At 54.9% G+C, this 21,354-nt stretch carries 21 protein-coding genes and 1 pseudogene; 9 read left to right on the top strand and 13 right to left on the bottom strand.

Going from position 1 to position 21,354, the window contains the following annotated elements; genetic code table 11:
* Window positions 1–101: 101 nt before the first annotated feature.
* The 5 genes from CJP46_RS11375 to CJP46_RS11355 all read right to left on the bottom strand — a co-directional run bounded on the left by CJP46_RS11375 (window position 102) and on the right by CJP46_RS11355 (window position 6,759).
* Window positions 102–1,085 carry an acetyl-CoA carboxylase carboxyltransferase subunit alpha gene (locus tag CJP46_RS11375; protein ID WP_094595705.1) on the bottom strand — a complete coding sequence of 328 codons (984 nt, stop codon included), beginning with the start codon at window positions 1,083–1,085 and terminating at the stop codon, window positions 102–104.
* Entirely contained in the window at window positions 1,086–1,976 is an 891-nt protein-coding gene (gene accD, locus CJP46_RS11370) for an acetyl-CoA carboxylase, carboxyltransferase subunit beta (protein ID WP_094595704.1), read from the bottom strand. It lies immediately after the preceding gene.
* Between the two features lie 77 nt (window positions 1,977–2,053).
* A complete protein-coding gene (locus tag CJP46_RS11365) occupies window positions 2,054–2,242 on the bottom strand; it encodes a glutamate decarboxylase (protein WP_076170471.1) in 189 nt (62 codons plus the stop codon).
* Window positions 2,243–2,377: 135 nt separating this feature from the next.
* On the bottom strand, window positions 2,378–2,884 hold the full coding sequence (locus CJP46_RS11360; protein ID WP_094595703.1) for a phosphatidylglycerophosphatase A family protein: 507 nt from the start codon (window positions 2,882–2,884) through the stop codon (window positions 2,378–2,380).
* A 209-nt stretch (window positions 2,885–3,093) separates the two neighbouring features.
* Window positions 3,094–6,759 carry a DNA polymerase III subunit alpha gene (locus CJP46_RS11355; protein ID WP_094595702.1) on the bottom strand — a complete coding sequence of 1,222 codons (3,666 nt, stop codon included), beginning with the start codon at window positions 6,757–6,759 and terminating at the stop codon, window positions 3,094–3,096.
* Window positions 6,760–6,915: 156 nt separating this feature from the next.
* Between CJP46_RS11355 and CJP46_RS11350 the strand changes: the two genes are divergently transcribed.
* The 3 genes from CJP46_RS11350 to CJP46_RS11340 are packed head-to-tail and all read left to right on the top strand — an operon-like array spanning window position 6,916 to window position 8,111.
* Window positions 6,916–7,242, top strand: coding sequence for a YtrH family sporulation protein (locus CJP46_RS11350; protein ID WP_094595701.1), 327 nt, complete (start codon window positions 6,916–6,918; stop codon window positions 7,240–7,242).
* 3 nt (window positions 7,243–7,245) lie between these two features.
* Window positions 7,246–7,749: a sporulation membrane protein YtrI gene (locus CJP46_RS11345; RefSeq protein ID WP_094595700.1), complete on the top strand. Its 504-nt coding sequence runs from the start codon at window positions 7,246–7,248 to the stop codon at window positions 7,747–7,749.
* A gap of 14 nt (window positions 7,750–7,763) precedes the next feature.
* Complete coding sequence (locus tag CJP46_RS11340) at window positions 7,764–8,111, top strand: YtpI family protein (RefSeq protein WP_306431040.1); 348 nt, start codon at window positions 7,764–7,766, stop codon at window positions 8,109–8,111.
* 281 nt (window positions 8,112–8,392) lie between these two features.
* Here the strand turns inward: CJP46_RS11340 and CJP46_RS11335 are convergent, their stop codons facing one another.
* The 3 genes from CJP46_RS11335 to CJP46_RS11325 form a co-directional block, all read right to left on the bottom strand.
* Window positions 8,393–9,727: a DRTGG domain-containing protein gene (locus CJP46_RS11335; RefSeq protein ID WP_094595698.1), complete on the bottom strand. Its 1,335-nt coding sequence runs from the start codon at window positions 9,725–9,727 to the stop codon at window positions 8,393–8,395.
* 682 nt (window positions 9,728–10,409) lie between these two features.
* Window positions 10,410–10,697, bottom strand: coding sequence for a hypothetical protein (locus tag CJP46_RS11330; RefSeq protein ID WP_094595697.1), 288 nt, complete (start codon window positions 10,695–10,697; stop codon window positions 10,410–10,412).
* 114 nt (window positions 10,698–10,811) lie between these two features.
* Window positions 10,812–11,159, bottom strand: coding sequence for a YlbF/YmcA family competence regulator (locus CJP46_RS11325; protein WP_094595696.1), 348 nt, complete (start codon window positions 11,157–11,159; stop codon window positions 10,812–10,814).
* Window positions 11,160–11,451: 292 nt separating this feature from the next.
* On the opposite strand from CJP46_RS11325, the gene CJP46_RS11320 reads away from it, so the two are divergent.
* Genes CJP46_RS11320 through CJP46_RS11295 form a run of 6 tightly spaced genes read left to right on the top strand, consistent with a single transcriptional unit; the run spans window position 11,452 to window position 18,099 of the window.
* The gene (locus CJP46_RS11320) at window positions 11,452–12,819 is read left to right on the top strand and encodes a YheC/YheD family endospore coat-associated protein (RefSeq protein ID WP_094595695.1); all 1,368 of its coding nucleotides are present in this window, start codon (window positions 11,452–11,454) and stop codon (window positions 12,817–12,819) included.
* A gap of 11 nt (window positions 12,820–12,830) precedes the next feature.
* Window positions 12,831–13,952, top strand: a complete 1,122-nt coding sequence (locus CJP46_RS11315; protein WP_094595694.1) for a YheC/YheD family endospore coat-associated protein — start codon at window positions 12,831–12,833, stop codon at window positions 13,950–13,952.
* On the top strand, window positions 13,952–15,328 hold the full coding sequence (locus CJP46_RS11310) for a YheC/YheD family endospore coat-associated protein (protein ID WP_094595693.1): 1,377 nt from the start codon (window positions 13,952–13,954) through the stop codon (window positions 15,326–15,328). Before CJP46_RS11315 ends, CJP46_RS11310 begins: the two co-directional genes overlap by 1 nt.
* Window positions 15,329–15,330: 2 nt before the next feature.
* Complete coding sequence (locus CJP46_RS11305) at window positions 15,331–16,437, top strand: YheC/YheD family endospore coat-associated protein (protein WP_094596143.1); 1,107 nt, start codon at window positions 15,331–15,333, stop codon at window positions 16,435–16,437.
* A 22-nt stretch (window positions 16,438–16,459) separates the two neighbouring features.
* Complete coding sequence (locus tag CJP46_RS11300; protein WP_094595692.1) at window positions 16,460–16,984, top strand: hypothetical protein; 525 nt, start codon at window positions 16,460–16,462, stop codon at window positions 16,982–16,984.
* Entirely contained in the window at window positions 16,966–18,099 is a 1,134-nt protein-coding gene (locus CJP46_RS11295) for a YheC/YheD family endospore coat-associated protein (protein WP_094595691.1), read from the top strand. The genes CJP46_RS11300 and CJP46_RS11295 overlap by 19 nt, the downstream gene beginning before the upstream one ends.
* 57 nt (window positions 18,100–18,156) lie before the next feature.
* Here the strand turns inward: CJP46_RS11295 and CJP46_RS11290 are convergent.
* From CJP46_RS11290 to ytvI, 5 genes and pseudogenes are all read right to left on the bottom strand, one after another.
* Window positions 18,157–18,845: pseudogene (locus tag CJP46_RS11290) on the bottom strand (HAD family hydrolase).
* A 123-nt stretch (window positions 18,846–18,968) separates the two neighbouring features.
* Complete coding sequence (locus CJP46_RS11285) at window positions 18,969–19,538, bottom strand: manganese catalase family protein (protein ID WP_094595690.1); 570 nt, start codon at window positions 19,536–19,538, stop codon at window positions 18,969–18,971.
* A gap of 36 nt (window positions 19,539–19,574) precedes the next feature.
* Window positions 19,575–19,850: a spore coat protein CotJB gene (locus CJP46_RS11280; protein ID WP_256992299.1), complete on the bottom strand. Its 276-nt coding sequence runs from the start codon at window positions 19,848–19,850 to the stop codon at window positions 19,575–19,577.
* Window positions 19,807–20,076, bottom strand: a complete 270-nt coding sequence (locus tag CJP46_RS11275) for a spore coat associated protein CotJA (RefSeq protein ID WP_094595689.1) — start codon at window positions 20,074–20,076, stop codon at window positions 19,807–19,809. Before CJP46_RS11275 ends, CJP46_RS11280 begins: the two co-directional genes overlap by 44 nt.
* A gap of 246 nt (window positions 20,077–20,322) precedes the next feature.
* Complete coding sequence (gene ytvI / locus CJP46_RS11270; protein WP_094595688.1) at window positions 20,323–21,354, bottom strand: sporulation integral membrane protein YtvI; 1,032 nt, start codon at window positions 21,352–21,354, stop codon at window positions 20,323–20,325.

The following is a 21,354-nucleotide window of genomic DNA, read 5'->3' as shown; positions in this document are numbered from 1 at the left end:
TACCCTACATATCTTTATCCAAAGATTAAATTTACTACAAAACGAGAGTTTTGTATAGGAAGTTTGAAAGTTTGTCATAATACATCATTGCCCAGATTGAATTAATCTATCACACCGACATGCGAAGATTGTTCATAGGCAAACTTGCCGATCTTGCGGAACTTCTGGTATCGGTCTTCCTTCAAGGCGGCACTGTCGAGTCCCGACAGCTCGCTCAGGTGGCGTGTCAGGCTGTCCTTAATGGCAGCGGCCGTTGCCTCGTAGTCCCGGTGCGCTCCGCCTCTCGGTTCCGGCACGATCTCTTCAATCACTTCGAATTCAAGCAGGTCTTTGCCCGTAATCTTCATAGCTTCGGCCGCCTGATCCGCCTTGGACGCGTCTTTCCAGAGGATCGAAGCCGCTCCGTTCGGCGAAATCGCCGAATAGATCGCATGCTCCAGCATCAGCACACGGTTGCCGACGGCCATCGCAAGAGCACCGCCGCTTCCCCCTTCGCCGATGACCACACAAATAACAGGAACACCCAGCGCGGCCATCTCCCGTAAATTGCGGGCGATTGCCTCGGATTGTCCCCTCTCTTCTGCTGTATTACCCGGATAAGCACCTTTTGTATCAATAAACGTGATAATCGGGCGTTTAAATTTGTCCGCTTGATGCATCAGCCGCAGCGCCTTGCGGAAGCCTTCCGGATGCGCACTGCCGAAGAAACGGGCAATGTTGTCCTTCGTATCTTTCCCGCGCTGTTGGCCGATGACGGTGACCGGAGTCCCGTTCAGCTTGGCCAGCCCGCCAATGACCGCAAGGTCATCACCAAAGAGACGGTCCCCGTGCAGCTCGATAAAATCGCTGAAAATCAGCTGGATCAAATCGAGCGAAGTGGGACGCTGATGATGTCTGGCCAAATGCATTTTCTGGGCGGCCGTAATATTCGTATACACCTCTTCTTCCAACTGGGCGTATCTTTCTTCCAATCTCGCAATCTCGTCGCTAAAATCAATACCCTTGTCCGCGCCGAACTGCTTCAGCTCATTGATCTTCTGCCGCATTTCCACAAGGGGCTTTTCAAAAGGCAATTCTCCTGCCACTTAATATCCCCCTTTCACGGTATGCATCTCAATCAGCTTGTACAGCATTTGGCGGAGCTCTTTCCGGTGGATGACCAAATCCAGCTGTCCGTGCGCCAAATTGAACTCCGCGGTCTGAAAGTCATCCGGGAGCTTCTGGCGGATGGTCTGCTCAATGACGATCCGTCCGGCAAAGCCGAACACGGCACCAGGCTCCGCAATGTTAATATCGCCGAGCGTGGCAAAGCTTGCCGATACCCCGCCTGTCGTCGGGTCGGTAATAACCGAAATATAAAGGCCGCCTTTTTCGTTAAAACGAGACAAAGCAGCGCTTGTTTTCGCCATTTGCATCAAACTCAGAATACTTTCTTGCATGCGCGCTCCGCCGGAGGTCGAGAAAATAATGAGCGGGAGATCTCTCTCGGTCGCAATTTCGATCGCCCGGGTAATTTTCTCCCCGACAACCGAACCCATGCTTCCCGTAAAGAAATCAAAGCTCATGACAGCGACGACAACCGGGAGTCCTTCGATGGTGCCTTGTCCGGTAATGACCGCTTCGCGCAGACCCGACTTGAGCGCCTGCTGCTCCAGCTTGTTGGCATATCCCGGAAATTGGAGCGGATCGACCGAAACCATCCCGCTGTCAAATTCTTCGAAACCTGCATCGTCCAGCGTCATTTGGATCCGTTCCAACGCATTCAGACGCATATGATGTCCACAGTTCGGGCAAACCTTCAGATTTTTCTCCAGCTCTTTGCTGTATTGAATGCTGCCGCATTTCGGACATTTATTCATCAGGCCTTCGGGAATTTCCCGACGCGGTCTTTCTTCACCCGGTTCGCTGCCTTTTCCTACACGCTCTGAAGGAATGGTCGCGTACTTTCTTTTTTTCTGGAACAAGTCTTTAAACACAACTACACCTCTCAGCCGTTAATTTGCCCAGCCGCTCTTCACTCTGCCTCTATAAACGTCACTTTGTTTCCTTAAAATTAAGGATGCAAAATGGAATTAAGCACTTCCTGGACTTCCTCCAGCTCGCCAGAGGGAACCAAAATCTCGAACTGCTGCTTGGATAAATTGATCGGACGGCTTTTAACCAAAAATCCTTCTTCCGTTAATTTGGTCGTGATCATTTCCGCTACCTTGGCGGTAGGTGCGATATAGATGACCGTCCACATTCCTTGCAGAACCCCCTAATCTCATGTTCTGAGCACGTATAATAGAGTAATGATAACATAACTCCGATTTTTCCCGCAACAAAGTGATGAGGCGCGGTCGGGCCGATCAGAGGGTTCGTCCAAGGGCTTCGGGCGTTACAACCCGGAATTTCCGGAAGCGGACGGATACTGCTTGGCGCCTTTGTACCGGTGGGCGATCCTCGCGGATGCCGCGGCAGCGAGGCCAGCGACCAGATCATCGAGAAAAACGTGGATCTCATCTTTTTTATTGTTCAAGGTATCGATAATGCCTATTTTTTCTTTATCCAAAAATCCAAAACTTGTCAAACCGATCATGCCGTACACGCTCGTAATGCCGAGCGCCAACGTCTCGTCCACTCCGTACAGTGGTTCGTCCGCCTCCATGATCGCCTGCAGAGGTTCAGGAAGAAGCTTTTTCTCCGCCAGCTCGTCTAGCGCCATGCCGGTCAGCAGCGTGTACTGCACTTCCCTTTTGCCCAGCACGGCGTTCACGCTCTCCACACATTCGTCTATCTCCAGGTCCGGATGGTACGGGATCTGCAGTTTATACACGATATCGGCGATATCCCCGACTTTGACTCCCCTGCGGTTCAGCATGGCAATCGCTGCATCATATGACATGTTTATTCCTCCCGCACGGCACGCCCGCCCCCGGGCCCTGCCGGAATGGCTATCTGCCCAAGGCAGCCGGGCGGCACATGATAATGTTGTCCCTAGGTGTTCCTAAGTGTATGCGGGAGGCGCGGGAAACGTTCGTAAAATCTATGTCATTTCCGCAGAAGCCCCGAAGGTCACGAGATTGTTGCGGCCCGGGTATGCCGTCCGCCCTTTTATTTGATCCGGACCGTCCCTTTGCCGAGCATGTCCTCGATCATATCAAAAAATCCGGGCGACGGCTTGATCCGATAGTTGTCGCTGAGAGCAAGCAGTTTCTGGCTCTGCTCGTAAAAGAGCACCGTGGCGACCGGCCCCGGATGCTCCTGAAGCAGCTGCTTCAGCTTGGCGAGCAGGTCCGGGTTTTCCGCTTCCGGCGTAATCTTGACGAAAACGCGCTGCTCCGCCGTTTTGGGGCGGCGCACCGGTTCTTTCGCAGGGGCGGCTGAACCGCCGCCCTGCTCCTTGCGCGCCGGGCCGGCGTCCGGCGCGTCAGCACCGCCGGCGGCTGCCGGAGAGGGCCGGCCCGCAGGCGCGGCCTGCCGCCGCGAAGGCCCCGGCCCCGCGGCGAAGGATCTGCCGCCGGCTGGCGCCTGGTTCCGCTTGACCATCTGGGCAAGCGGGGCCCCGGCCAGCGGCAGCACTTCCTCGGCGAGGAGCTTGAAGCCCTCGTCCTGCTGCTGCACCTTGGCGCGCAGCGCCAGCAGCTCGCCTTTGCCGACATAGGCCGTGCTGCGCTTCCAAACTTCAGGGAACAGCACCACTTCGCAGCGTTCGATCTGGTCTTCCAGCTCCATGAAGGCCATCGCTTTGCCCTGCTTGGTCGTGATCGACTTCACCGACACGACCATGCCGGCGACGACCACCTTCGCCTCATCCGCCGCCTCGGCCAGGTTCATCAACCGTTCCACGCCCGGTTCGTCCCATGCCTCATCGAAGTCGTCCAGGGGATGGCCGGACAAATACAGTCCGAGCAGCTCACGCTCGTGCTCCAGCTGTTGGGAAACGGAAAACGGCGGAATGTCGGGATACTCGATCTCCCAATTCGTCGTTTCGACAAAATCAAACAGCTGAATCTGCAGATCCTCGCGCTCCTTGCGCCATTTGACGGCGGCGTCGACGGTCTCGTCCAGCATGGCGAGCAGCTGCGCGCGGTGGCCCGGCAGAGAATCGAAGGCACCCGCCTGGATCAGCGACTCGATCACCCGTTTGTTGCAGACGCGCAGGTCGATCCGGCGGCAGAAGTCGAGCAGGCTTTCGAACGGCTTCTCTTCCCGGACGCGCATCATATTTTCCACGGCCTGGGTGCCCACGTTTTTGATTGCCCCCAGCCCGAAACGGATATGCCCCGGCCCTTCGGCCGGCTGTCCGTCCTCGCCGTTTACCGCCACCGGCGTAAACAGCACGCCGCTCTCGTTGACATCGGGCGGCAGCACCTTGATGTTCATCCGGCGGCATTCCACCACGTATTCCGCAACCTTCCGGTGGCTGCCCATGACGGCCGTCAGCATCGAGGCCATGAACTGCACCGGAAAGTGCGCCTTGAGATAAGCGGTCTGGAAAGCCAGAACGCCGTACGCCGCCGCGTGGGCTCTCGGGTATCCGTAATCGGCAAAACGCACGATCATGTCGTATACCTTGTTCGCGTCCTCTTCGGTGTACCCCTGCTTAAGACTCCCCTCCACGAAGTGGCTGCGCTCGCGGTCGAGCACTTCCCGCTTCTTCTTGGACACGGCGCGCCGCAGCAGGTCGGCTTCTCCGAGCGAGAAGCCCGCCATCAGGGAAGCGATTTTCATGATCTGCTCCTGGTAGACGATGATGCCGTAGGTATCGGCCAGAACCGGCTTCAAATCGTCATGCGGGTAGTCGACCTGGATGGTGCCGTGCTTCGCCTGGATGAAATTCGGGATAAATTCCATCGGACCCGGGCGGTACAGCGCCACGACCGAGATGACGTCCTCAAATACGCTTGGCTTCAGCTCCTTCAGCACCCGCCGCATGCCGGCGGACTCCAACTGGAACACGCCGGTCGTGTCCCCGCTCCCCAGCATCTCATAGGTGAGCGGGTCATCGTCCGGAACCTGCGCGAAATCCGGCGTACTTCCGGTCATTTCTCCGATCCAGCGCATGCACCGCTCGATGATCGACAGGGTGCGCAGACCGAGAAAGTCCATTTTGAGCAGGCCGATGCTCTCCAACTGCTCCATCGGATATTGGGTCAGCGCCGTTCGCTCGCTGCCTTCCTGCAGCGGAACCGCATCGGTCAGCGGGTCGCGCGATATGACCACGCCTGCGGCGTGGGTCGACGCGTGCCGCGGCATGCCTTCGACCTTCATGGCCATATCGAGCATCTCGCGGGTTTTTGGGCTCTGCTCGTACAGTTTCTTCAGCTCGTCGCTGATTTCCATCGCCCGGCGGATGTTGATGCCGTGCGCGTTCGGAATGAGCTTGGCCGCCTTGTCCACCTCGCCGTACGGTACGTTCAGGGCGCGTCCCACGTCGCGTACCGCCGCGCGGGCGGCCATCGTTCCAAAGGTGATGATCTGCGCAACGTGTTCGCTGCCGTATTTATCCACCACGTACCCGATCACTTCGTCGCGGCGCTCGTCGCTGAAGTCGATATCGATATCCGGCATGGTTACCCGTTCCGGGTTCAGAAAGCGCTCGAACAGCAGGTTGTATTTGATCGGATCGACGTTCGTGATGCGGAGCAAATACGCGACGATACTGCCCGCTGACGAGCCCCGTCCGGGACCGGTCACGATTCCCTGCCGGTGCGCATAGGCGATGAAATCCCAAACGATGAGGAAATAATCGCTGTACCCCATGCTTCCGATCACGCCAAGCTCATAGTCGAGGCGCTGAAGCAGCTGCCTTTTCCCTTCCTCGGTGTCCCACAGGCCGGTCGTGCTGTAACGGCTCTCCAGTCCTTCCAGGCACAGGGACCGCAAGTATCCGTCAGCCGTTTGCCCCTCGGGAAGCGGGCGGTATTCCGGCAGAATCGACCTGCCGAATTCCAGCTCCAGGCTGCATTTGTCCGCAATGAGGAGCGTATTGTCCAGAGCTTCCCGGACATGCGGGAACAAGCGGGCCATTTCCTCGCCGCTCTTCAGGTACAGCTGGTCGGTCTGAATCTGCAGCCGGTCCTCGTCCTCTATCGTTTTACCCGTGCCGATACAGATCAGCACGTCCTGCATGGAGGCGTCCTCACGGACAAGATAGTGGACGTCGTTGGTCGCTACGAGCGGAACATCCAGCTCCCGGGCCAGCTCAATCAATTGGGGGTTAACCCGCTTCTGCTCGGGAAGCCCGTGGTCCTGCAGCTCCAGATAAAAATCTTCGCCGAAGATGTCCTTGTACCGGAGCGCCGCCCTGCGCGCCTCCTCGGCCCGCCCGTGCAGCAGATGCTGGGGCACTTCCCCGCCAAGGCAGGCGCTCAGGCAGATGATGCCCTCATGATATTTCGCGAGCGCATCCATATCGATGCGCGGTTTATAGTGAAAACCTTCGAGATGCCCGATGGAGCACAGCTTCATCAGATTCCGGTAGCCGGTCTCATTCTTGGCCAGCAGGATCAAGTGATAAATCGGCTGATCCTTGCGGCTGCCGCGCTCTTTGCGGGAGCCTGCCGTCAAATATGCCTCACAGCCGATAATCGGCTTGATGTCCTGCTCCACGCAGGCTTTATAAAATGGCACCGCGCCGTACATGACCCCGTGGTCGGTAAGCGCCAGCGCCTTCATTCCGTTCTCCGCGGCTCTACGGACAAGGTCCGAGATCCGTGCCGCTCCATCCAGAAGGCTGTATTCGCTATGCACGTGAAGATGCACAAATGAACTCATGTCTCGTCTCCTTTTCGCCGCAGTCATCACTGGTTTCTAACGTTTAATGCACTATTTATTATTTTATCATAATCCGCCTGGGACCGCCCATAGAATGGAGTAAGGAAACCGCTGGACAAGGCGTTTTCGACCTCCTTGTGAAAGGACTGGGGTATCATGAGCGTGTTTTTATCCAAAGCTATACTGGATTTCTTTATCGCTTTCGGCATCGTGCTGGGGGGCGCGATGGTCGGCGGGGTCGGTGCAGTCATTTCGCTGCAGCCTCCGACGCACACCATGCTCGAGGTGGCCGATCGGATTAAAATATGGGCGATGGCGGCAGCGATCGGCGGCACGATTGATCCGATGCGGGTCATTGAGAGCAATTTCCTTGGGGGCAATCTTTCCCCGGCCATCAAGCAGGTTCTGTTTCTCCTCTTCGCCTTTCTCGGCGCCCATATGGGCAGCGAGCTGGTTAAATGGGTTTGCGGCGGCAAGGAGTAGCCGATGCGAATTCCTCCTTTCAGCCGATACCGCCATTTTTCCCAAATGACCGCCGTCTTTGTCCTGGGCGCCATCATCGGAAGCATTGTGTACAATACGGTGTTCAACTCCAGCTACGACATGCTTTGGGCATCCAATCAGGACCTGGAGCTTCGGATCCAGCAGTACGAGGACGACATCAAAACGCTGAAAAAGTACAACAACCAGCAGACCGTGATCAAGGAAATCAAGATCCGTGCGGAACAGCAGGACCCGCCTCTCGATCCGGTAATCGTCAAGGAAGTCATCAGAAAGCTCGGTGAGGATTTGGAGGTGCTGCGGGGCCGGAACATTTTCGATATCGATGAAGACAGCAAAATCGCCCGGAACCTCCTCAGCCACAAAATTTACAGGGTGCGCGAAAAGGAATATTCCATCGAAATCAAAACGATGCTGGTAGCGGAGGGCATGCTCCAGATCTGGATCGACATCGACCCTCAAAGTGTCGCTTCGCTAGGCAAATCGTGATACAATGAGGGATATTGAAGTTATTGACAGTAAAGGAGCTGCAGCATTCGATGATTTCCGTCATCCGCTATTGCCTATTTGCGCTGCTGGTGATCACCTGTTTATGTTCCGCTTACTACAGCTACCGCGCGCGGCGTTCCGCCGATGTCCGTGACCGGGGCTTGTACGGCTCGAATATGAATATTTGCCTCGGGATTATGCTGGTGGTGATTGCGCTGATCTGCATGTTTATTTTCCATGGATCGACCGTCGCCGTCGTTATCGAGGGGCTGTTCCTCGTCCTAGGGGCGTTCAATATTTTCGCGGGCATCCGCAACCGGGGCCATTTCAGCCGCATGAAATCCTCCGATACGAAAGCTTGAGCTCGGAGCCTGAAGCGCGAGAAAACTCAAAACCTTTGGTGCGCAGAAAAGACAAGCTTTGCGTGCATTGAGGAGCCAGTAGCTTTACGTACGCGCTTTGAAGTTGGGCGACATTCGGACCTTGTCAACGTTGGTTTCGGTCTCCCACACATCTGAGGTTTGAGTGACGCAACAAATAACCGGCCGTATCTTTGTTCAAAGATGCTGCCGGTTATATTTGTGTCTGGCTGTATACGTGCCTTGGCTGATGCGATCGTCGATCCGCTATGCCTGCCGTGCCTCTATCCGTGCTCGATGGAATGCAGCGTCAACACGGCTTTGGCCACCAGATTGTCGCCGTGCAACATTTCGATTTCGATCTTGCACGTCCGCCGGCTGGCTTCCAGCAGTCGCGGCATGACGGTTACCGGATCCTCGATTTGCACCGGCCGGACGAAATACGTCGACATGTTATCCAGGACAAAATCGTTCCCCGTCGTATCCTTCGCCGCCCGCAGCGCCGCCTGCGTCATGACCGTGGTCAGGATACCTTCCGAGATCGTGCCGAGGTCCGTCGCCATCTGCGGCGTAATAAAGCCATGGAAAAAGAGCCGCCCCTCCTCATCCCGTTCATCCGCAAACCCGTTCCAGATCAGATGGTCGAACGTCTCGCCAAGCTGCGGCTGCTTGCGGGCGTCGCGCATGGCTTGAAGCACTTCCTTCCGCGACACGGTCGCCACCAGCTTGCGGTTGCGGTCGACGATCGGCAGGAAGTCTACACCCTCCCACATCATGAGCTGGGCCGCGGATGCGAGCGAGGTTTGCAGTCCGGCCGTGACCGGATTGCGTACCAGCAGCTTCTCGATGCTCTGCCCATCGGGCAGCTCCTTCATATCGCTGCGGTTCACGATGCCGAGCACCCGGTTCCACTCATCAATAACCGGCAGGCGCAGCTGCCCGGTCTGATCCGCCAGCGCCTTGCAATCCGCCACCGTGCTGGACAGCTTGAGGGCGTGGATTTTCGCCCGGCTGCTGACGATGTCTTCCACGATCATGATCTTCTTCTTGATCAACCGGTCGAAAATGGCCCGGTTGATCAGCGATGCCACCGTAAACGTATCGTGGCGCGACGAAAAGATCGGCAGATCGAGCTCATCGGCCAGCTCCTTGACCTCCCGGCTCGTTCCGAATCCGCCGGTGATGAGCACTCCCGCTCCCTGCTCCAGCGCCAGCGAGTGCGCGTCGGCCCGGTTGCCGACGATGAGCAGGCTGCCGGCGTCGATGTAGCGGGCCATGGCATCCACCTCCATGGCGCCGATGACGTATTTATGCAAATGTTTATTGAGTCCGTCCGCTCCGCCGATCATGTGGCCCTCCACGATCTCGACCACGTCGGCGAAAGTGAGCTGCTCGGAAATATTCCGCGGCTTCTTCTCGACCCGGACGGTACCGATCCTTTCCTTGGTCACGACGATACCCAGGTTTTCGGCGTCCTTCACCGCCCGGTAAGCGGTCCCCTCGCTGACGGACATTTCCTTCGCCAGTTTGCGGACCGAAATCTTGGTGCCAATCTTCAGCCCTTCGATATGCTGCAGCAGCTGCTCATGTTTGGTAATCGTTTCATCGCGGCCCTCCAACTGTTACACCCCCACGTTTCTATCTGTACCATACTGTACTATTATATCATGGTTGGCGCAGGAAAATAACAGGGGGCACACGGGAATGGCGGTTATTATTAAGCGATGTGCGAGGTATGTGCGATATGTGGGACGGGTACGGCGGATACGGCGAGTGCAGAGTGGGTACGGCAGATGGGGTGACGTCACATCGCTCGCGGGGGCGCATCCCATCACTGTCATGACTGGACAGTCAGGTTACAAAATAAATGCAAAAGTGCATTTATTTTCTCTCACATAGACCCTTTCTACCAAAATAACTGCAATAATGCACTTATTTATCTCCTTTTTCGCCAAAATGGCCATTTTATCCGGTAATAGATGCACTTTTGCGCTTAACTAGCGCTCATTCCTCCGATACGGCGAAATTAGATGCACTTTTGCACCTACTCGACTAACTCTCTCCGTTTCTCCCTACCCACTTCTCTTCTACCCTCAATAAGCAACCGAACATGGACGCTGAGCAGCATTTAGCGGATAGCTCCGCGTAGAGTGCTGGTGCGCTTAACATATTTTCCACGCCTTACGTACTCGATCCGTTTTATGTCCGTCCCACTTTCCTGAATCTCACCCTTTCCCACGAAACGCAAAAAAAGCCGCCTCACCGCAAAATCTTTGCGTAAGACAGCTTTTTTTACCGCATTTATACATTTTCCTGCCGCTGCTGTGTTTCCTCCGGCCACTTCAGCTGCCACTGCTGCAGCTTGGCCTTGCGGATTCGCTCCAGCGCTCTCTGCTTCTCTTCGTCCACCCCGAGTAAGAAGTGCAGGTGCGAGCCGATTATCAGAAAGGCAAACAGCGCCCAAGCCGCTCCGAACCCGGAAGCCCAGGTCCATCCGCCGCTGAAATTGATCCGGGGCAGAGCGTACACCAGCATCGCCAAAGCGAGAAGTAGGTAAATGGAATGTTTCAGTTTGCTTCTTTTTTTCATCTCATCGCAGCTCCTTCATTTGGTAACTCTATATTTCTACTCTATGAAGGGGTTCACGAAAATATGAGAAAAGTTTTGTCCATCTATTGGCGGGCATGCAAACCTAACCTCATCTTACAGGCTTTGTCCCCCATATAGATGCTGAAGGCTGTCCGAAATGATTTTGTTCACGTCCTCGATGATCGTGCTGAGACGGCGCTCCGCTTCAAACAACCGGCGGATGTTCAGGTTCAGGCTGAGCACGTCGAAGAGCTTCTCCATCTTCTCCATCTCTTCCTGGGAAGGCATATCCCCGGACATCATCCGCTGCTGAATTTCCATTTGCCGCTGGCGGAAATCCTCAAGCATTTTTTTGCTCTCCGGATCCGCTTCGATCAGGGTCATCGCCGAGCTGATTTCCTGAACCTCCGAGCTTTCTTTTAGGGCTTTTGCCAGGTCATGCGCTTTGTCATAAATGTTCATAGGTTGTCATTTCCTCCTTAAGTTTGGGCAGTAACGCCAATCGACGTGATATCACTGAAGACGGATTGCGACCGCGCGGAGGTTATTCCTGCGGCAATCGCGCGGTTTTGCATCGCTCACAGCTTAAAAATCCGACCATCTCCGATAAATTGAAGGGCTGAAATCCCGGTTTTTATAAAAGTGGGTCAATCACCAAGGGATATATGTCCTCATATGATGCATTACATGCAATATTGCAGATGCTCCTTATCTGCCCTGTAGACATCAAGTTGTTGTTGGAAGGAGATCCACGATGTCCAAAAAAAAGCTACCGGTCCAAACGTTCAGCCCGGGCATTGTGAAAGAAAACACCGTCATGCTCGGCGAGAGGCTGATCAAACAGTGGAAAATTCCCACCGACCGGCCTCTGCAGCTGTCCTTTGGTTCCTTTAGACAAGAGATCACCGTTATTTCCGCAGCAAAATATTCCGGCCTTCGCATCAGCGAGCCACTGGCCCGCAAAATGGGCTTAGCGTCCCGTCCCGTACTCCGGGCGGCATACAGCCCATCCAGCAAAACGCTCAGGCTGGGTCCGCTCATCAGCGTGCTGATCAGCCGGGATCATCCTGACACGCCGGAAAAGCCGTTCGGTTCCATTTCCATGTTCTGCAGGGAACTCGTCAACGCCTGCCGCAAGCAGGGTGCATACGTATACTTCTTCACTCCGAATCACATCACCGAGAGTGCAAGCAGTATACAGGGCTGGATCTATGACGGCGGATGGCGCCAGACAACAATGCCTATCGCAGATGTCATCACTAACCGCCTGACGACACGCAAAATGGAGAATAAACCTAGCGTACAGCATTTTATGAAAGAAGTAAAATCCCGGTACGGGAGCCACATATTCAACGAAAAGTTTCTGGACAAAAATGAAGTGTTCGACACGCTGAAACAGGACTCCTCCTTATCCCGGCTGATGCCGGAGTCGCATCTGTTGACCGGTTATCCCATCCTGAAGAAGATGTGCAACCAATATCCGGTCGTTTTTCTGAAACCGGTGCGGGGCAGCCTCGGCAAAGGGATCATCCGGATCTCCAAGCAGTCTGACGGCACCTATCAAACTTTGGCCACGTCGGTTGGCGGTCCCAAAAAACAAAGCTATCCCAATCTTACCAAACTGTTCACCAACATTTCCGGAAAGATGAAAAGCACCCGTTACCAAATCCAGCAAGGCTTGACGCTCATCGACCACAGCAAACGGCCCATCGATTTCCGTGCGCTCGTCCAAAAGAACGGTCTGGGAAAATGGAGCGTGACCTCGGTCGTGGCCCGGATCGCGGGTGGGAATCATTTCGTTTCGAACCTCGCCAGAGGCGGAACCCTAAGCTCCGTGAAGGAAGCCGTGAACCGCTGCGACCTGCCGTCAAACGTCAAAAACACCGCACACACCAAGCTGCAGCGGGCTTCGCTGGACATTGCCAAAGGCTTGGATGCGCTGCTGCCTGCCCACTTCGGCGAACTCGGCATCGACCTGGCCATGGATACTTCCGGTAAAATTTGGCTGCTTGAGGTCAACTCCAAGCCTTCCAAAAACGACAATACGCCGCTCCATGACCAGAAAATAAGGCCATCCGTCAAACGTCTGCTGGAATACTGCACCTTTTTGTCCGGGTTTTAGGAGGTGCAGCGATGAAAAAAACTACGATCGGAACCATTGGGATATTAAGTTCCTCCGCTCCGGGCTCCCCTCCCTTCTCGGGAGAGGGATTCGCCCGCCGATTGGCTCTGGCCGGGAGGAAATACGGCATTCAGGTCGTCGTCTTTTGCCCTGACGGCGTGCCCGAGGGGCAGGAGAACATCCAGGGATATATCTTCAGCAATGGGACGTGGCACGCAGCCAGGGTCCCCTTTCCGGACATCGTCTATGACCGTTGTTTTCCGCACCAAGGCAGTGAATACCGGGCTGCAGTGAAGCTTCTTGCGGATGCCCCTGCAGGTAAAAAGTGGATCCTGTGGTCCCGCGGACTTCCGGGGAAAGGGCATGTGGACCAGGTGCTCCGGAAGGAGCCCGTTCTGCTTTCGTTTCTTCCTCCGACCGTTTCCTACCGGGAAAGCAGCCAGCTGCTGCGCTGCCTGGGGGCATTTAACGGCGAACTGTTCATGAAACCGATGAGCGGATCCCAGGGAAAAAACACGCTTCACGTCACACGTCATGCCGCAGACGGTTCCCTCACGATCAGAGGAAGGAGCGCAAGCAACCTGCCGTTTGTTAAGCACTTCGACGATACGCGTTCCGGTCTGGCATGGATCCGGCAGTTTACCGGGGGCCGCTCTTACCTGATTCAGCCCTTCCTGCATTTGTACAGCGCGGATGGCGCCCCTTTTGACGTTAGAGTGCTGATGCAAAAAAATGAAACGGGTTCGTGGATGCGTACCGGCATGGCTCTGCGCCTGGGTAACCCGGACAGCATTACCTCAAACCTTCACGGCGGAGGAAAGCCTCTGTCTGTCCTGCCTTTTCTGACCGAACAATTTGGGGCTCACCGGGCAGAACACATAAGGGATCGTCTTCATAATCTGTCGGAGAAGATTCCGCCGATTCTGGAAAGCCGTTATGGCCGGCTCGGAGAACTGGGTATCGATTTTGGCATCGATACGAAAGGGAAAATCTGGCTGCTTGAAGTCAATTCCAAACCGGGGCGCACCTCCTTCCGGCACATTGGGGAACCAGGCAGCGATATTCTCGCTACGGAAAATCCGCTCCGTTACGCCCGCTATTTATTGCTTCGACAACTTAGGAGGGTAAATTGATGAGTTTGACATTTTGTAATGTTCATTTTTCGCAGCAGCCCGAGAAAGTCGTCTATATTTCGAATTCGCTAATGAAAAGCCTCAATCTGTCCGGCAAAAAAAATATTCAGCTCCGTCTGGGAAAAGACATGATTAACGCAGCCGTCAAGCCCATAAAAAAGTCTGGAAAACATCTCTTCCTCAGCTCCGGTGTCCGGAGCGGCATTCACGTGCCGAGCGCTGGCGGCGTGATGCTGAGAAACCTCCAGGAGGACGAAGTCCAGCTCGGTCCTTTGATCGGCGTACTCTCTGACGGCCCCAGCACGTCGCCATCGCAGCCATTTGCTTCCCGGACCTCTTTCATCAAACAGCTGCTCCGCGAAGGGAAAAGAAAATCGTATATTTTCGCCTTTACGCCCAAGGACATCAATTGGCAGCAGGATACGGTCCGGGGCTATTTCCTGAACGACAACGGGAGCTTTTACCGCAAAACCGTTCCTCTGCCCGATGTCGTCTACAACCGCCTCCCGAGCCGGAAAGCGGAAACCTCCTCTTCGATCAACCAGCTCAGAGAGCGGCTGACCCGCAAGAGGATCCCTTTCTTTAACTGGAGCTTCTTCAACAAGTCCGACATCTACCGCCTGCTGGAGGATGACAACACGGTCAACCGATACGTGCCCGAATCCCATATCAATCCTTCCCCGGAACGGATCAAGGATATGCTGGAAAGACACCAGTTCCTGTACTACAAGCCATCTGCAGGCAGTTTGGGAAAAGGCATCTACCGTTTGACTTACCTCCCGAAAAGGGGATATTTTGCCCGCTACCGCAAGGGAGGAGGCAACGTCCTGCTCCGCTTCAGCAACTTCAACAGCTTGATGCGGATGCTGAAATCGAGGCACGGCCGCACACTGGAAACGTATGTCATCCAACAGGGGATCCGGCTGGTTGAAATCGACAACTGTCCCATTGACTTCCGCTTCCACATGCATAAAAACGGCAGCAACAAGTGGGTCGTTGTCGGCGTGGGCGCCAAAAAGGCCGGACGCGGCAGCGTAACCACCCACTTGAAGAACGGCGGCTCCCTCCTCACACCTGAACAGGCGCTGAGCCGGACCTTTGGGTCAAGATCCGACGAGGTGCTGCAAAACGCCAAAAGAATCGCGATCACGCTGGCCGAGGCGATTGAGTTCCATCACCAGCACCTTCTTGGGGAGATCGGCTTTGACCTGGGGATCGACCAAGACGAGAAAGTGTGGATGTTTGAAGCGAACGCCAAGCCGGGCCGTTCCATTTTCAGCCACCCTTCCCTCAAGGCGGAAGGAAAAGCATCCGTGGAGCATATTCTTGAACACTGCCTGTATTTGAGCAAGTTCCGCAGGAGGGATGTGGAGTGAACATCCGAAGCAATGACGACAACAAGCCCGTCGTGGCCATCCTGACCATGTCGGATTCCCACGGTTATTTTCGGGGTAATCAAGCGAATTTTGAAGACATTGTCAAGACGGGACAGAAAATGGGTTTCCCTGTCTATGTGGTGACGGCCAGGGATCTGAAGTTGACGGAGGATCGGATCAAGGGATTTACGCTGAATGACGAGGAGACCTGGGAACAGCAGTATTTTCCGCTGCCCCAGGTCATCTATAACCGGATTCCGCAGCGCGAAGACGAACTCCGGCCCGCTGTGCGCCGGAAAATCAAGGATTGCATGAAGCATCCTTCCATTTCGCTGTTCAACCCGCACTTTTTTAACAAATGGCATCTGTTCGAGTGGCTCAGAATCTCCAAATCCACGGAGCATCTTGTACCGGTAACCAAACGCTTCACCAGCGTGAGCACGCTGCAGAGAATGCTTGAGCGTTATCCCTGCCTCTACCTCAAGCCGGAAAGCGGAAAAGCCGGAAAGGGTATCATGATGCTGAAATACCAGAAGGACAAACTGCTTCCCTACCGGCTCAAAGTTCAGCACCACCGGTCCAGCACCACCTACAAAACGCGGAACCTCTACCGCCTGTGGGCACGGATCAAAAGCGAAACCGGCAGCGCGCGCTACATTATTCAGCAGGGCATCGAGCTTGCTTCCGTCAACAACCGGCACTTTGACCTGAGAGCGCTGCTGCAAAAAAACAACAAAGGCCAATGGGGCGTCACCGGCATCGGGGCGAGAATGGCCGGTTCGAAGAGCATTACGACCCATGTGCCCAGAGGCGGCACGATTGAGGATCCCAGCAAGCTCTTATCCGATGTGTTCGGATCCGAAATGTCGGCCGTGATTATGAACCGTGTCCGAACGACGGCCATGATCGCCGCCCGCCAGATCGAGAAGGCTTCCGGCTACGATCATGGAGAGATGTCGATGGACCTCGGAGTTGACGAGGGAGGAAACGTCTGGTTCTTCGAAGCGAACGCCAAACCGATGAAATTCGATGAACCGCATATCCGGAAGCGGTCTCTCAAGCGAATTTTCCAATACAGCGAGTATCTCTCCAATCAATCTAAAATGTAATTGCAAGGGAAGTGATTGACAGGTGCAGATCGTAACTATAACCCCGGCTCCCCGTGAGGATTGGCTGCGCCGGCACGCCAAGGTGCTTAAATTTGTGTTTGAACACGGCGGAAATCAGGCTGCGGGCGCAGAGTTCATTCTTCTTGCCCGATTGTCTGCGGAACAGCTCGCTGCGCCAGGAACCTCGCTGATGGCCGCAACTGTCCGGTGCGAGGACGGCGAGCGTCTGGCTGGCGTCAGCTTTGTATCGGGTTACGGGACTGGGGGCTGTCTCGTCGTCGTCCATCCGCTTTACCGCGGCAGAAGGGTCGGCACCAACCTTTTAGCATCACAGCTGCAGCAGTTAGGCACCATGCGATGCGAGGCTCTTCTGAGCCGGCTTCCTTTTGTTAAAATGTGCTTCCGCGCCGGGCTTCACGCCGTTGCCATCAACCAGGGGGCTGCCGGACAGCCTGCCCTGGTTATGGAGGGAACGTGCGGGAATCCGGAAGGCGCATCCATTAATCTGACCCAAGAAGGTGATCCCCTGTGCCGCTACCCGTGTTAGGCATTTTGACGCTGTATCTCAACGAGCATAAGCATTTGGAGGAAAAACCGATCTATCAGAAAATGATCGTTGAAGGCGGCAAGCTGGGACTTGACGTATTTGTGTTTACCCCGATGGACGTCAACGACAGCAAGAGAAAAATCTTTGCGATGGAATTCGACGCGAAGCAAAAGAAGTGGACCCGGCGGTGGCGGAGCTTTCCCGACATGATCTATGACCGGTGCCGCATCCAGAAGAGTCCCCGGTTCAACCAGCTTCTGCAGTTCCGGAGCCGATACAGCAAGCTGCTCTTTCTGAACAAACCGCTTCGCAACAAATGGACCATTCACGAAGTGCTGTCCAAAAAGGCGGAATTCCGGAAGTTTCTGCCGGACACGCGCCTGTATCATGGGCAGACGGACGTCCACCAAATGCTGAAAAACAGGCCTGTCGTGTTTTTAAAACCGATCAATGGAACCGGCGGGCGCGGTATTTTAAGGATTGAAAAATTGAAGACCCCTTCCCAATACTACATTCAGGGGCGGAACCAGCAGCGGAAAATCATCTCTCCGCAAAAAATTCACGCTTCCCGGCTCGGCGCCATCCTGAGCGGCTGGAACATGAAGGACCGCTATTTGATCCAGGAGGGCATCGCGGTGGAGCTTCCAGACGGTCGAGTCCACGACTACCGCTTGCTGGTGCAAAAAAACAAGGAGGGGCATTGGCAGCTGACCGGCATTGCCGGCCGGGTGGGAGCTCCTCGAAGCGTCACCTCCAACCTGCACGGTGGCGGAAGAGCCGTGCCCGCTCTGCAATTGCTGTCCTCTTGGATCACCGACGAGGAGCAGCGGCAGCAGGTCATCTCGACGGCAGGCAAAATGGGCGTTGACATCGCCGACTACCTGCAGCAACAATACGGGCCGCTGTGCGAGCTGGCGCTCGATCTCGCCATCAACCGGAAAGGCCGGATTTACCTGCTCGAAGTGAACCCCAAGCCCGCGAGGGAAGTATTCTCCCAGATCGGTGAGCCGGATCTGTATCGGACGGCCATTACGCGGCCGCTGGAGTACGCTCTCTGGGTTTACAGGCAGAGCACGGAAACCGCCGACACAAAAGAAAACAAACCGCAGCCATAAGGCGGTTTGTTTTTTTATGCAGCTATGATTCCCTTCAAAGGCGGTTCCATCACCGATTTACACCGATGCGGCATACAGCCCCGGAAGTTCGTCGAACGAGCTGATGAGAACGTCGGATCCTGCCAGTTCTCCCGGGGTTCCAAACCCGGCGTATTGGCACCCGATGACAGCGAGGCCGTTCTTTAGGCCGGCTTCCACATCCGATGAGCGGTCGCCCACCATCCAGGCCGCTCCCACGCCCTCGTGCTGAAGCAGCAATTCCACCAGATGCACCTTCGATTTGGTGCCGTGCTCCCCGGCACTGTACAGTCCATCAAAAAATTCCAGGATGCCATGGGCTTCCGCAATGCCCTTAACGTAATGCTCCAGTCCGTTGCTAGCGACATACAGACGTACCCCCTGCTCCTTCAGCCGGGCCAGCGTTTCTCTTTCACCCCAGGGTACAGCTCGGTATTCCCTGCCTTGAGTCCTTCCAATTCCAGCTGGAGCAGGAGCTCGCCCGCTCGCGCATGAGCGCGTTCGCTGCCGTCCGGCATCACCACTTTCCAAATATCTTCAAGCAGCATCCCGAGACTGCCCATCATCCGTTCCGCAGGGGGCGTCGGTGCGGTATACAGCCCCTCCTCCCGCAGCATGTCGAACAATCGCTGGTGGGCCGGCAGCAGCAGCGATTCCGTCTTGAACAGCGTTCCGTCCATGTCGAACAATATCGCCTGCGGCCTGTTCAATGTCTTCTCTTTGTCCATCGGTTATCTTCCCTTTCATTGCCTGCTTTTAGTGCGTAATACACAGTATCACCCGATTACATGCCAATGATAAGGGAAGTGCCAAGCCTTGTAAACTTCGCTCGATTCAAAAACCGCGTTTTTTTAGAAGAACCGTTTCTTACCCCGGTCGTCTTTAATGATTTCCACAGCCTCCCGGAACCGGACCGAGTGGATGATTTCCCGTTCCCGCAAAAACTTCAGCCCATCCTGCAAATCGACGTCATCGGTCATGTCAATGAGCCACTGGTATGTAGCCCTGGCCTTTTCCTCTGCGGCGATGTCCTCATACAAATCGGCGATCGGGTCGCCTTTGGCCTGAATGTACGAAGCCGTCCATGGGACGCCGGATGCATTTTGATAATACAAGGCCTTGTCATGATTGACATAGTGGTCTGCGAGTCCGGCTGCCTTCAGCTGATCCGGCGTCGCGTCTTTTGTCAATTTATAAACCATGGTGGCAATCATTTCCAAATGAGCAAATTCTTCCGTGCCGATGTCGTTGAGAATGCCGATGACCTTATCCGGAATGGTGTACCGTTGATTCAAATATCTCAAGGCAGCGGCCAATTCCCCGTCGGCACCGCCGTACTGCTCCAGCAGCAACCGGGCCATAAATGGATCACACTTGCTGACCCTGACCGGATACTGCAGCTTCTTTTCATATATCCACATGTGGGACGTTCGCCTCCTTTTGATTCTTTTTACCGGTTACACCTGCCAAGGCCAAGGGGCCTGCGGCCATTCAAACGGGAATTTCGAATAAGCATGGCCGAAATGCATCAGAGGTCCATAAGATTCCTGGAACTCCCGAACGATCGGGATCCGCTCCTGGGCGAGCCGATTGTACTGCTCGATGCTTTTTAAATCATCCGGATGGGTGTCCAGGAACAGATTTAGCTCGACCAAGGCAAAATCAATCATTTGCAGCTTCTCAAGCAGCTCATAGTAGCGCTGATCCACCGTCGGTTTGGATTGATTCTCCACCGCTTTCTACCTCCTCCACTCTTTTATTTTTGGATTCATAAGGGCTGTAAAGGTTCGGCCAAAGGGTTCCCAGTTTCAGCGCCTCTGCCAGACTGAATTGCGGCCAGTCCAGCGGCTGGAACACGATATACTGGTTGGGCGGAACGACGTACGTTCTGTAAGGCAGCGGCGGGCACGGATCAAACGGGCCAATGAAAGGCTTATACACACGTACCTGTGAGTTCACCACTTGTTCCTCCTTCTGTTGTCCATACTAAAGTCGCTGATTTCCCGTGGGACGGCGAAAAACCAGACACTCTTCGTAATTAAACATATGACCCATCCGCGGAATCTGAACAAAAAAGTTCATGGGACAACAAAAAGACCCCCGATTTGCGGTCTATTTACCGCCAAGGGGTCAGTGCAAACGGCTCTGGCAATTTCTGTCGAAGCATTTGCTAAAAACGCGAGCCTTTTTTATAGAGGATAAACGTTAAAATCGGATCTTGATCTGGAACAGTCCCGCTTTCCTGACTGCCGAATAAATAATGACTACCAGCGGACCGATAAACACGCCGATCACGCCGACCAGCTTAAAGCCGATATACATGCTGACCAGCGCAGACAACGCGCCGATGCCGACCGAATCGCCGATGATTTTGGGCTCGACCACTCTGCGGGCGATCGTAATGACCCCAAACAGCAGCGTCAGCCCAAAGCCGGCATAAGAGTCGCCCACGATAAACAGGTACACCGCCCAGGGAATCAGCACTGAGCCGACCCCCAGAATCGGCAAAATATCGACGACCATGATCAGCAGAGCAATTGCTAGCGGATAATGAATGTCGAGGATGAGCAGCCCCGTGAGCGTCAGTACATAGGTAAAAGCGCTCAGAATCATCTGGGCCTGAATAAAGCCGAAGATCGACCTTTTCAGGCTGTGCAGCACCTCGTTGATCTGGTCTTGGGTTTCCTCCTCAAACAGGGATAGAATCCCCGACTTGATCGTCTCCAGTCCGAAGCTGAACAGATAGACGGCAACAAAGAAAACCACCAAAAACACGAACGTGCCCGGGATGCCTTTGGCAAAAGATAAAAAGGTTGACGACAACGAGTTGATGAGCGACTCGGCGTATGACGTCAGATTGGTCAGCATTTCCCTCAGGCTCTCGGCCAGCTCCGGCTGAAACCGGTCAAACAGCCCTCTCGCCTGGATCAGCGTCGTTTGCACGAAATCGTCGGCAGACGCAAAGTATGCCGGCGCATTCTTCCAGTATTCCAGCAGCTGGGCGAAAACCTGAAAACCCAGCATGTACACCAGAAGGAGAATCATAAGCATAAACAACGTACATGTAAGCGAAGCGGCAGCGATACGGTTCCATTTCAGCTTCCCGATCAGCATCCGGTTGATCGGCTCCAGCGAAACGGCCACGAGCGCTGCCAGTACAAATGGGGCGCCTGCCGTAAACAGCAAATACAGCAGAAGCAGTCCCACCCCGACGAACACCAGCTGTTTGCCAGTCAT

Origin of the sequence: Paenibacillus sp. XY044, assembly GCF_002257645.1 — a bacterium.
In the GTDB taxonomy this organism is placed as follows: domain Bacteria; phylum Bacillota; class Bacilli; order Paenibacillales; family Paenibacillaceae; genus Paenibacillus_AQ.
Note: the sequence above shows the minus strand (reverse complement) of the source record. Positions and strands in the feature narration are given on the sequence as shown.

Excerpts from the sequence above, each read along its gene's own strand:
- CJP46_RS11365 (WP_076170471.1), bottom strand. The coding sequence starts at position 2,242 with ATGTGGACGGTCATCTATATCGCACCTACCGCCAAGGTAGCGGAAATG.
- CJP46_RS11360 (WP_094595703.1), bottom strand. The coding sequence starts at position 2,884 with ATGTCATATGATGCAGCGATTGCCATGCTGAACCGCAGGGGAGTCAAA.
- CJP46_RS11355 (WP_094595702.1), bottom strand. The coding sequence starts at position 6,759 with ATGAGTTCATTTGTGCATCTTCACGTGCATAGCGAATACAGCCTTCTG.
- CJP46_RS11350 (WP_094595701.1), top strand. The coding sequence starts at position 6,916 with ATGAGCGTGTTTTTATCCAAAGCTATACTGGATTTCTTTATCGCTTTC.
- CJP46_RS11345 (WP_094595700.1), top strand. The coding sequence starts at position 7,246 with ATGCGAATTCCTCCTTTCAGCCGATACCGCCATTTTTCCCAAATGACC.
- CJP46_RS11330 (WP_094595697.1), bottom strand. The coding sequence starts at position 10,697 with ATGAAAAAAAGAAGCAAACTGAAACATTCCATTTACCTACTTCTCGCT.
- CJP46_RS11325 (WP_094595696.1), bottom strand. The coding sequence starts at position 11,159 with ATGAACATTTATGACAAAGCGCATGACCTGGCAAAAGCCCTAAAAGAA.
- CJP46_RS11320 (WP_094595695.1), top strand. The coding sequence starts at position 11,452 with ATGTCCAAAAAAAAGCTACCGGTCCAAACGTTCAGCCCGGGCATTGTG.
- CJP46_RS11315 (WP_094595694.1), top strand. The coding sequence starts at position 12,831 with ATGAAAAAAACTACGATCGGAACCATTGGGATATTAAGTTCCTCCGCT.
- CJP46_RS11310 (WP_094595693.1), top strand. The coding sequence starts at position 13,952 with ATGAGTTTGACATTTTGTAATGTTCATTTTTCGCAGCAGCCCGAGAAA.
- CJP46_RS11285 (WP_094595690.1), bottom strand. The coding sequence starts at position 19,538 with ATGTGGATATATGAAAAGAAGCTGCAGTATCCGGTCAGGGTCAGCAAG.
- ytvI (WP_094595688.1), bottom strand. The coding sequence starts at position 21,354 with ATGACTGGCAAACAGCTGGTGTTCGTCGGGGTGGGACTGCTTCTGCTG.